This is a genomic window from Sphingomonas bacterium (assembly GCF_903644055.1).
Taxonomy (GTDB): Bacteria; Pseudomonadota; Alphaproteobacteria; order Sphingomonadales; family Sphingomonadaceae; genus Sphingomonas_I.
On record NZ_CAHJXD010000195.1, the window covers coordinates 1 to 10,489 of the forward strand.

Sequence of the window (10,489 nt, forward strand, 5' to 3'; positions counted from 1 at the left end):
TGGTCGAGGCCGATCCGATCGGCGGCGCGCTGCGCTTCGCGCTGCCGGAGGGCGCGAGCGACGCGCCGATGCGCGGTGGCGGCCCGCGCAAGGATCGCCGCCCGGTGGGACGCAGGGGCCGGCCCGCGAACATCCGCCACCGCTGAACCGCACCTCGTCCCGAGCGGCCGCGACGGGCGGCGGCGGAAGCGGTTGCATTCTGAAGCCCGGCAGGCTTTGAGGCCGGAGCGCCGAATCTGGAGCCGATCGCTGTCGATCACCATGTATCTTCGCAATCGGATCATGGCGGGCGCCCGACGGCGGCGGCACGATATGCTGGTGCGCGACGCGCTGCTCGCGGTGGCGGATTTCCCTTTCCCGCGGCCACTGCGCCAGGCGGGGCTGGAGCGCGAGCTGGTCGTCTCGCTGACCTCCTTTCCGCCGCGCTACCCGACGCTCGCCCTGACGCTCAAGAGCCTGCTCGCGCAATCGACCGCGCCCGATCGCATCCTGCTGTGGATCGCGCATGACGATTTCGCCCGCCTGCCCGAGACGGTAACGTCGCTGCAAGGCGATATTCTGCAAATCCTGCCTTGCGACGATTTGCGATCATACGGCAAATTGCTGCCGGCGCTGGCGGCCTTTCCCGATGCGCATGTCGTCACCGCCGACGACGATCTCTTCTACCCGCGCGACTGGCTGGCGACTTTGATCGAGACCCACCGCGCGCATCCTGCGCACATCGTCTGCCGGCGCGCGCATATGGCGGCGTTCCGGCGCGACGGATCGATCAGGCGCTACAACGACTGGGATTATGAGACGCGGCGCGAGCGCGCGACCGGCCCGAACGAAGCCCTGTTCCCCACCGGCGTCGGCGGAGTGCTCTATCCGGCCGGGAGCCTGCCGGAGGAGACGTGGGACGTGGCCGCGATCCGCACGCTCTGTCCCTATGCCGACGACATATGGTTCTTCTGGATGGCGCGCCGCGCCGGGATCGGCCACGTTCGGACGCCAGGCCGCTTCGATATCGTGGATTGGCCGGGCTCGCAGACGATCAGCCTCAACAGCGCGAACGTCGCCGCGAAGGGCAATGATGCGCAGCTTGCCGCGATGGAAGCCGCGTTCGGCTTTGTGGGCGGCAAGCGATGAACGCAGAGACCCCCAGCCTCGGCAGCAAGGCCGCGAGCAGCGCGGTGTTCACCGGCGCTTCGCAGATCATCCGGCTGGTGCTGACGACACTTTCGACGATCGTCGTCTCGCGGATGCTGGCGCCCGCCGATTACGGCATCGTCGCGATGTCGGCGCCGGTCGCGGGCTTCCTGCTGATGTTCCAGGATATGGGGCTGACGCAGGCGGTGGTGCAGAGCAAGACGATCTCGCACGCCGAATCGAACGGGCTGTTCTGGATCAACATCGGCATATCGGCGCTGGTCGCGCTGGTGCTGGTGATCGCGGCGCCGTTCGTCGGCCAATTCTATGGCGAGCCGCGCGCCGGGGTCGTCACCGCGGTGACGGCGATCTCGGTGCTGCTCACCGGCACCTCGCTCCAGCATGCCGCGCTGATGAACCGCGACATGCGTTTCGGCACGCTGGCGAGCGTCGACATCGCCAACGTGCTGGCGACCTTTCTCGTCACCGTCGCCGCGGCGCTGCTGCTCCACAATTACTGGGCGCTGGTGATCGGCACCACGGTGGGGACGCTGGTGCAGGTCGCACTGCTGTGGGGCCTCGACGGCTGGCGGCCGACGCTGCCGATCACGCTCAAGGGCACCAGGGAGATGGCGCGCTTCGGCGGCAATCTCACCGGCTTCAACCTCACCAACTTCGTCTCGCGCAACCTCCCCAACGTGCTGATCGCGCGCTTCACGGGCGCGGCGGCGCTGGGGCTTTACGATCGCAGCTACAAATTGATGATGCTGCCGTTGAACAACATCAACGCGCCGCTCGGCCGCGTGATGCTGCCGGTACTGAGCCGGTTGCAGGACGATCCGGTGCGCTATCGCCGCGCCTTCCTGCTCGCGATCCGCGCGATGATGCTGATCTCGATCCCCGGCATCGCGGTCTCGATCGCGACCAGCGACGGGCTGATGATCTTCCTGCTCGGGCCGACGTGGGGCGGGGCGGGGCCGATCTTCTTCTGGCTGGCGCTGACCGGGCTGATCCAGCCGGTCGCCAACGCCACCGGCTGGCTGTTCATCAGCAGCGGGCGCGGCGGGCCGATGCTGCGCTGGGGGCTGTTCTCGGCCATCGTCTCGATAATCGGCTTCGTCGTGGGGCTGCGATGGGGGGCGGTGGGCGTCGCCGCCTCGATCTTCTTCACCGCGCTGATGCGCGTTCCCCCGCTCTATGCCTATTGTGTGAAGGGCACGTCGGTGCGGCAGCGCGATCTCTATGTGGCGATGGTCAATCCGCTGATCGGCGCGGCGATCGCCTGGGCGATCGCGCACGCGCTGCTGCCCTATCTGGCCACGGGGCCTTTGCTGTGCGTGGCGCTGCCCGCCGCCTATCTGGTCGCCTTCCTCGTCAATCTCATGACGCGCGATGGCCGCGAATTGCTGTCGACGCTGGCGCGGCTGGTGCGATCGACGATGAGCAGCCTGGCCAGCCGGCTGATGCCGAGGAAGGCGCGGTGAGGCCCAAGCGCCGCATCCGCCGGCTGAGCCATGTCGTGCCGCGCGGGCTGCGCTATCGGGTGGCGCGCGCGATGGGCTCGAAGTGGGGATATCATCCCTCGGTCGAGGTCGAGGCGCATGTCGCGCTGCTGGGGTGCGAATTGCTCGGCGAGGTCAAGGTCGGGCTCTACAGCTACGCCAATCTGTCGCTGCTGCGGAACGTCACGATCGGGCGCTTCTGCTCGATCGGGCGGCGCTGCTCGATCGGGGCGGCGCTGCACAGTATAAACACGATCACCACGCACCCGATCGGCCGCCCCGCCGATTTCCTCTCCGAGGTGATGACCGAGATCGGCAACGACGTGTGGATCGGCGACAATGCCGTGGTGATGCCGGGACGCAGGATCGGCGATGGCGCGATCATCGGCGCGGGCGCGGTGGTGACGAAGGACGTGGCGCCTTATGCGATCGTCGTCGGAGCACCGGCGCGGCTGCTGCGCTGGCGGTTCGAGCCCGAGGCGATCGCCGCGCTCGGCCGCGCGCGATGGTGGCGCTACGGCACGGCGGCGATCGATGGACTGGCGCGGCCCGAGGTCGAAGCCGTGCTCGCCCGGATCGGGGGGCAGCACCTCGCCGAGCGGCCGATCCGCTATCGCCGGCTGCCCAAGGAGTGAGCGCTATGGTCCGGAGCATCCTGCTGTCGCTTCTCGCCCTGCTGGCGATGCCGGCGCAGGCGGCGGGCTGGAAATTGGTGTTCCAGGACCAGTTCGACGGCGCCACGCTCGATCGCGGCAGATGGGCGACGCGCTACATCTACGATCACGAGACCAGCGATCATTTCAACGACGAGGCGCAGGTCTTTCGCGACGCCGGCAACCATGTGCTCAACAACGGCGTGCTTTCGCTGGTGGCGCGGCCCGTGGGTGGCGGGCGGTTCGAATCGGGCATGATCCGGTCGCGGCAGACCTTCTATTACGGCTATTTCGAAGCGCGCGTCTTCCTGCCCAAGGGCAAGGGGATCTGGCCTGCCTTCTGGCTCAACCCGGATTATGACGCGGACGGCAAGCTCAACTGGCCCCCCGAGATCGACATCTTCGAATATGTCGTCAACGGGCGCGACGATACCGCCAGCATGGTCCATTCGGCGGCCTCCAACTATCCCGCCGACGCCTCCGTCGATTATGCCTACACCGATCCCGCCTACACGCGCCGCATCCGCGACTATGTCGCCAAGGCGCCGCTCAACGAAGGCTGGCACGTCTTCGGGCTCGCCTGGGCGCCGGACAAGATCAGCGTCTTTCTCGACGGCAGACGGCTCTACACGCGCGCCTATCGCTGGCTGCGCAAGGATGGAACGCTGGGCGGGCCGGCGCACATCCTGCTCAACTTCTCGGTCGGCGGGCATTGGGCGGGGCGTTACGGGATCGACGAGAGCGCCTTCCCGCAGGCGTTGCGCGTCGATTACGTCCGCGTCTGCCAGATCAGCCTCGGCGCCGACGGCGGACGGGATTGCGGGGGCAGCGCGGTCACGCCCGATCCCAGGCTGTTCGGCTATCGGACCGCGCTGAACGATCTGCCCAAGCCGGTGATCGGCGCGGCCGAGGTGCGCGCCAAGGCGGACGGCGCGGCGGTGACGCTGCCGATCACGCTGCCGGCCGGGTTCAAGCCGGACCGCATGCTCAAGGTGACATTGTCTGGCGCGGGTTCGGGCGCGGGTAAAGCGATCGCGTCCGCCAATGTCCCCGTCTCGGGCAGCGGCAAGATCCTGCCGCGCCTGTCGCTGTCGGCGGGCCGGTTGCCGCGCGGGAGCTATTCCCTGACCGCCGAGTTGCTCGCGGGCGGGGCGCCGACGCCGCTGGTCTGCGCGGGACCGGAGCCGATGGCGAAGGCGCTGTCGTGCCGGATCGGGACGCTCAGGATCGGCGGTTGACGAGAGCTGCGGCGATCGCGCTTTCGAACCGATCGGCGACGCGTTCGAGCTCGAAGGTCCGCTGCGCATAAGCGCGGCCCTTCGCGCCTGTGTCGGCGCGCCGGGCGGGGTCATCGATCAACGCACGCGCCGCGGCGATCAGGCCCGCCGAATCGCCCGCGTCCACCACGATGCCCGCGCCCGCCTGCGCGATCACGGTAGCCCCCTGATTTTCGGGCGGCGACGCCAGCAGGATCGGCCGCCCCGCGCAGAGATAGCTCAAGATCTTGGAGGGTACGCAAAAGCGGCCCGCGTCCTTTTCGAGCAATGCCAGCAGGATATCCGCCGCGCCGAGCATGTCCGGAAAATCCTCGACCGGCTGGAAAGCTTCGACGCGGATGTTCGGCCGGGCCTTCCGCGCGAGCTCGGCCTGGATCTGCGTCAGCCCGACGCCGCCGCCCGCGATCACGATGCGGACATCGGCGCGATCCGCCAGCGCATCGGCGAGATCGACGAGCATCAGCGGATTATGCTTGGCGCCCAGCGTCCCCGAATAGAGGATCGTGATCCCCTCCGCATAACCGTGCGCCGCCGCCCACCGATTATCGCGCGGGCGCGTCGGGATGGCATCGAGCGCCCCCCAATTGGAGATCACGCTGACCGAGCGCGGCCGCATACCGAGCGCCTCGGCCTCGTCGGCGAAATCGTCGCTGATCAGCACGGCGGCGTCGCTCCGGCGGACCAGCCTGCGCTCCAGCCGCTGGTAGCGGAGCGCGATCAGCCGGCCGAGCCCCCTCCAGCGTCCCCCTATCTGCGCCATGATCAGGGGGCTGATCATGTCCTGCATCCAGAAGACGAAGGCCGCGCCGCCGCCTCGGCTCGCGGCGAGGAGGCGCGCCTGCGCATCGAGCGGCGTGTTGCCCGAGATCACCACGTCCGGCCGGAAGCCGGCGATCGCTTTGGCGGCGACCGCGCCATATGCGCGATCGAGCTTGAGCCGCGTGACGAGCTTGCTCTTGTCATAGGTTCCCGAGACATTGAGCGGCGCGATCGAGAAGCCTTCGGGATCGTCCGGCGCGCGCTCGGAATTGCCCTTCGGCCCCGGATCGCCGGCGAAGAAGAAGTGGCGCGCGACATGCCCGCGCGCGGCGAGCGTGCGGGTGAGATCGAAGGCGAAGGGATGGCCGGCATAGTCATGGACGGCGATCCTCATGCAAATTCTCCGATTTCGGCGGGTCGATATCGTCAACCTTGGTCTCCATCAAGCAAATGTACCCCCGCGTCGGGGCGAATCATGTTGCGACGCAACGTGCGGGAATTTAAAGCCAGCGACTTGCCGCTTTGCTCGGGTGTCCGAGCATGGACGAGGGGTAGTCGTCCGTCGCGGGATGGAAGGGGTATCGGAATGAAGACGGCTTTGGTGTGCGGGGCGGGCGGCTTCATCGGCGGCCATCTGGTGAAGCGTTTGAAGCGCGAGGGCTTCTGGGTTCGCGGGGTCGATCTCAAATATAACGAGCATGCCGAAACCGAGGCCGACGATTTCGTGATCGGCGATCTGCGCGACCAGAGCTTCGCGCGCGGCATCACCGATCGGCAATTCGACGAGGTCTATCAGCTCGCCGCCGACATGGGCGGCGCCGGCTATATCTTCACCGGCGAGAACGACGCCGACATCATGCACAATTCGGCGACGATCAACCTCAACATGCTGGATGCCACCTACAAGAGGAACATCAAGCGCGTCTTCTATTCGTCCTCGGCATGCATCTATCCTGAATATAATCAGGAAGATCCCGACAATCCCAATTGCGCCGAGGCTTCGGCCTATCCGGCCGCGCCGGACAGCGAATATGGCTGGGAGAAGCTCTTCTCCGAGCGGCTGTATCTTACCTACGGGCGCAATTACGGGATGCAGACGCGGGTCGCGCGCTATCATAATATCTTCGGGCCCGAGGGCACCTGGGACGGCGGCAAGGAGAAAGCGCCCGCCGCCGTCTGCCGCAAGGTCGCGGCGGCGCCGAACGGCACCGACATCGAGATTTGGGGGGACGGCAAACAGACGCGCTCCTTCCTCTACGTCGACGAATGCATCGAGGGCACCACCCGCCTGCTGCGCTCCGATTTCATCGGGCCGGTCAACATCGGTTCGGAGGAAATGGTCACGATCAACCAGCTCGTCGATATCGTCGCGGACATCGCCGGCAAGGACATCGGCAAGAATCATATTCCCGGGCCGACCGGCGTGCGCGGGCGCAACTCGGACAATGCACTGATCAAGAGCAAGCTCGGCTGGGCGCCAAGCCAGTCGCTGCGCGCGGGTCTCGAAAAGACCTACGGCTGGATCGACGGACAGCTCCGCCGCAATTCGCGCTGAGGTCGGGGTCTTGAGGCGGCCCCGTTCACGCTAAACGTCACCCCGGCCTTGAGCCGGGGTGACGAAAGTTCATTGTCGACAGGACACGCTAGCGCGCGCGGCTGATCGGCCTGATGCCTTGCGAGCGCAGCCGGATGACGCGCAGATAGCCGTCGACCAGCGCCTGGTTGACGCGATCCCATTCGTACCGCTCGCTGGCCTTGCGCCCGGCCTCGCCCGCGGCGAGGCGGATGTCGCGGCTTTCGCAATAGAGCTGGATCGCGCGCGCGAAGGCTTCGTTGCCGCCCGGCTCGATCAGGCGGCCGGTCGTGCCCTCCTCGATCAGGCTGGAGCTTCCCGTCGCGCGCGCCGCCACCACCGGCAGGCCGCACGCCATCGCCTCCAGCGTGACGTTGCCGAACGTCTCGGTGACCGAGGGGTTGAACAGCAGATCGCACGAGGCCACCGCGCGGCCGAGATCCTCGCCGCGCTGGAAGCCCGCGAAGATCGCGCTTTGCGGCAGGCGACTCGCGAACCAGTCGCGCGCCGGCCCCTTGCCGATCACGACGACGCGCTGGCGGACGCCGCGCTGCTCGAGGATGTCGACGACCTCGGCGAAGACGTCGAGGCCCTTCTCCATCACCAGCCGCCCGACGAAGGCGATCGCGGGTTCGTCGTCGGCCAGGCCCAGCGATCGGCGCCACGCCATGTCGCGCCGCGCCGCTGAGAAGACGTTGGTGTCGACGCCGCGCGTCCAGATGCCGACATCGTAGCTCATCCGCTGCTCGCGGAGCAGTTGCGCCATCGATTCGGACGGCGCGAAGATCGCGTCGCAGCGACGGTAGAAGCGCCGCAGCGTCGCCTCGACGAACGGCTCGAGGAAGGCGAGGCCGTAATAGCGCGGATAGGTTTCGAAGCGGGTGTGGACCGAGGCCACGACCGGCTCTCTCCACTTGTGCGCGAGCGTGACCGCGCGATGGCCGAGGAAATCGGGGCTGGCGACGTGGAAGATGTTGGCGCCGAAATCCTTGAGGTCGCGCTGCACCTTTGGGGGGATTCCGATCGGCAGGCGATATTCGCTGCGGCCGGGAAACGGGATCGCGGGCACGCCGACGACCTTGCCCGTCGACGGGAAGGCGGGCTTGGGGCTCTTGGGGCTGTAGATGCGGACCTTGGCGCCCTGCCGCTGCAAATAGCCGGTGAGGCGATTAAGCGCCTGCGTCGGCCCGTCGCGGACATGATTGTAGTTGCCGGTAAAAAGCGCGACGCGAAGGTCGGATACATCCATCGGCGGCGTCGTAGAGAAGCGGCCGGACGCGCGCAACGCGCCGGTTCAGGCCTTACTGGCCGGGGTGGAGGACGTCGTCGGCCCGGTCGGCGAGCGCGCGGACTTCGCCGGCGACGGCGCGGGCGCCCGAATAGATGAAGCCGTAGGTGGGATAGGCCTTTATGCCGATGCTGCCGATCGGCGCATACCAGACGCGCACCGCGCTCCAATCGTTGTTGGCCGAGGTATCGATGACGGTCACGTCATTTTCGATCCGGCCCTTCATCCCGCCCCAATTGGCATGCGTGACCTTGATGATGCGATCGGACAGCACCCTGGTGACGGTCGCGACATGGCCCGAGCGCATCGAGCTCAGCGCCTTGAACACCAGCACCGAACCGGGGCGCGGCGCCGAGCCCTGCCCATATTTGCCGATCGCCTGATGCCACCAGCTCGCGGCGGCGCCGAACAACTGGATTCCCGAGAAAGCGCGCGCGAACGGCGCGCATTGCAGATAGGTCTGCGCGCCGGCCGCCGACGGCGCGGCGAGGCCGGCGATGAGCATGCAGGCGGCGATCGCCGCTTTGATCGTCTTGAACATTAGGCTCGAATCCCCCGATCCCGCTGACGAGCCCCGGATAGCCGCGGCTGGTTAACGCGTAATCACGCTTGCGGCGAAGCGGGGGAGTCGCGCGTTTATCGGAGGTTCATCGGAACCGGAGGCGGATTCGGGTGTTGCGGGCCGCCGCGATCCTCCCCTGCAAGGGGAGGGGGACCATGCGGAGCATGGTGGAGGGGCTAGCGAACGCTCGTCACCCCGGCTCAAGGTCGGGGTGACGTTTTCAGCTTGGATAGGACGGCCTCTAGGTGAGAGCCCCCTCCGTCGCGCGTGCCGCGCGCCACCTCCGCTTTCAGGTAAGGATCATCTTAGCGCGGCGCTGTCCAGCCTGAGCTTCGCCGCCGGGATCACCTCGGGCGCGAGGCCCTGCGCGCGCATCGCGGGAAGGAACTGGGCGGCATCGCCGACGACGATCACGCTCGCGACGCCGGGATCGATCAGAGCCCTGGAGACGCGCTGCACCTCGACCGGCCCCACCGCCTCGATCTTCTGCGTCTGGCGCGTGATCTCGGCGGGATCGACGCCTTGCAGCACCAGCCCGGCGATCATGCCGGCGATGCCGTCGGTGGTCTCGATCGCCTCGCCATAGCTGCCGGTGAGCGAGGCCTTGCGCGCGGCGAGCTCGTCGGCGGGAACCGGCTCGGCGCCCATCCGCGCCATTTCGCCGCGCATGATCCCGATCACCTGCGGCGCGGTCGGATTCTTGGTCTGGGTCGAGACGGTCAGCGCGCCCGGCAGCCGGCCCGCCGAGAAGCGGCTCGACGCGCCATAGGCCAGCCCGCGCTTGACGCGCACCTCGCGGTTGAGCCGCGCCGAATAGCCGCCGCCGAGCGCGGTATTGGCGACCTGCATCGCATAATAATCGGGGTCCGCGCGCCGGATCGTCGGGCGCGCGATCGTCACCGCCGCCTGCGGCGCGCCAGGCAGATCGACGACGATCAGGCGCGGGCGCGGATAGGGCAGGGCGGCTGGCAAAGCGTCCGGCGGGAAAGCCACAGCCGGAGTGGCCTTCGTGGCTTTTGTGGCCTTTGTGGCTTTCGTGGCCTTCCAGCCCCCGAACCATTTCTCGGCGAGCGCCTGCGCGGCATCGGGGGTGATGTCGCCCGCCACGACCAGCGCGGTGGTCGCGGGGGTCCAGGTCGCTCGGTAGGCGGCGAGCAGATCGGCGCGCGTGATCGCGGGCAGCGAGGCGGGCGTGCCGTTGCCGGGCTTGCCGTACGGGCCGTCGCCGAACACCGCGCGGCTCGCGACCAGCCCCGCGAGCGTCGAGGGGGTCTTATAACTTTGCTCCAGCCCGTCGAGCGCTTCGCCGCGCGCGCGATCGAGCTCCTCCTGCGCGAAGCTCGCATGCAGCGCGGCGTCGGCGAACACCGCCATCGCCGGTTCGAGCTCGTCGGATTTGACCGTCAGCGTCATCGTCGTGCCGTCGCGCGAGGCATCGGCGCCGATGCTGCCGCCGGCATTCTCGATCGCGTTGGCGATCTGCACCGCGTTGCGCGTCGGCGTGCCCCTGGTGAGCAGATCGGCGGCGAGATCGGCGACGCCGAAGCGGCCGACGGGATCGCTGGAACTGCCCAGCCGCGCGACGAGATGCGCGGTGACGATCGGCAGGGCATGCCGCTCCAGCACGACGAGACGCATGCCGTTGGACAGCCGCCGCTCGATCGGCATCGGCACGGTCGGCGCCACCGCCGCGCCGGGGGCGGGGGGCTGCGCGCGTTCGGTGGCCCCGAGCGCCGCGATCACGGGC

8 protein-coding genes and 1 pseudogene are annotated in these 10,489 nt (G+C 68.0%); 5 read left to right on the forward strand and 4 right to left on the reverse strand.

The features are described from left to right. Positions 1 to 261: 261 nt before the first annotated feature. The 4 genes and pseudogenes from HUU94_RS08495 (at position 262) to HUU94_RS08510 (ending at position 4,521) form a co-directional block, all read left to right on the forward strand. Positions 262 to 1,128, forward strand: coding sequence for a glycosyltransferase family A protein (locus HUU94_RS08495; protein ID WP_174274653.1), 867 nt, complete (start codon positions 262 to 264; stop codon positions 1,126 to 1,128). Continuing rightward, positions 1,125 to 2,612 carry a lipopolysaccharide biosynthesis protein gene (locus HUU94_RS08500; RefSeq protein ID WP_174274654.1) on the forward strand — a complete coding sequence of 496 codons (1,488 nt, stop codon included), beginning with the start codon at positions 1,125 to 1,127 and terminating at the stop codon, positions 2,610 to 2,612. Before HUU94_RS08495 ends, HUU94_RS08500 begins: the two co-directional genes overlap by 4 nt. Before the next feature lie 323 nt (positions 2,613 to 2,935). Continuing rightward, a pseudogene (locus tag HUU94_RS13015) lies at positions 2,936 to 3,077 on the forward strand (DapH/DapD/GlmU-related protein); the annotation flags it as partial. Positions 3,078 to 3,270: 193 nt separating this feature from the next. Then, positions 3,271 to 4,521 (forward strand): glycoside hydrolase family 16 protein, encoded by a 1,251-nt coding sequence (locus HUU94_RS08510; RefSeq protein WP_174274655.1) that lies wholly within the window; start codon positions 3,271 to 3,273, stop codon positions 4,519 to 4,521. Here the strand turns inward: HUU94_RS08510 and HUU94_RS08515 are convergent. Beyond that, positions 4,505 to 5,713: a glycosyltransferase family 4 protein gene (locus HUU94_RS08515; protein WP_174274656.1), complete on the reverse strand. Its 1,209-nt coding sequence runs from the start codon at positions 5,711 to 5,713 to the stop codon at positions 4,505 to 4,507. The two genes, HUU94_RS08510 and HUU94_RS08515, sit on opposite strands and share 17 nt — an antisense overlap. Positions 5,714 to 5,905: 192 nt before the next feature. Here HUU94_RS08515 and HUU94_RS08520 point away from each other — a divergent pair, with 192 nt between their 5' ends. Further along, complete coding sequence (locus HUU94_RS08520; protein WP_174274657.1) at positions 5,906 to 6,874, forward strand: NAD-dependent epimerase/dehydratase family protein; 969 nt, start codon at positions 5,906 to 5,908, stop codon at positions 6,872 to 6,874. Between the two features lie 88 nt (positions 6,875 to 6,962). On the opposite strand, the gene HUU94_RS08525 is transcribed toward HUU94_RS08520, so the two are convergent. From HUU94_RS08525 to HUU94_RS08535, 3 genes are all read right to left on the reverse strand, one after another. Beyond that, the gene (locus tag HUU94_RS08525; RefSeq protein WP_174274658.1) at positions 6,963 to 8,141 is read right to left on the reverse strand and encodes a glycosyltransferase family 4 protein; all 1,179 of its coding nucleotides are present in this window, start codon (positions 8,139 to 8,141) and stop codon (positions 6,963 to 6,965) included. A 52-nt stretch (positions 8,142 to 8,193) separates the two neighbouring features. Beyond that, complete coding sequence (locus HUU94_RS08530; protein WP_174274659.1) at positions 8,194 to 8,721, reverse strand: CHAP domain-containing protein; 528 nt, start codon at positions 8,719 to 8,721, stop codon at positions 8,194 to 8,196. 321 nt (positions 8,722 to 9,042) lie between these two features. Beyond that, the coding region (locus tag HUU94_RS08535; protein ID WP_174274660.1) for a M16 family metallopeptidase at positions 9,043 to 10,489 on the reverse strand (1,447 nt) is incomplete at its 5' end.

What these genes read in the sequence shown, in the direction of transcription:
- HUU94_RS08495 (WP_174274653.1), top strand. Translation starts at nt 262, where the DNA reads ATGTATCTTCGCAATCGGATCATGGCGGGCGCCCGACGGCGGCGGCAC.
- HUU94_RS08500 (WP_174274654.1), top strand. Translation starts at nt 1,125, where the DNA reads ATGAACGCAGAGACCCCCAGCCTCGGCAGCAAGGCCGCGAGCAGCGCG.
- HUU94_RS08510 (WP_174274655.1), top strand. Translation starts at nt 3,271, where the DNA reads ATGGTCCGGAGCATCCTGCTGTCGCTTCTCGCCCTGCTGGCGATGCCG.
- HUU94_RS08515 (WP_174274656.1), bottom strand. Translation starts at nt 5,713, where the DNA reads ATGAGGATCGCCGTCCATGACTATGCCGGCCATCCCTTCGCCTTCGAT.
- HUU94_RS08520 (WP_174274657.1), top strand. Translation starts at nt 5,906, where the DNA reads ATGAAGACGGCTTTGGTGTGCGGGGCGGGCGGCTTCATCGGCGGCCAT.
- HUU94_RS08525 (WP_174274658.1), bottom strand. Translation starts at nt 8,141, where the DNA reads ATGGATGTATCCGACCTTCGCGTCGCGCTTTTTACCGGCAACTACAAT.
- HUU94_RS08530 (WP_174274659.1), bottom strand. Translation starts at nt 8,721, where the DNA reads ATGTTCAAGACGATCAAAGCGGCGATCGCCGCCTGCATGCTCATCGCC.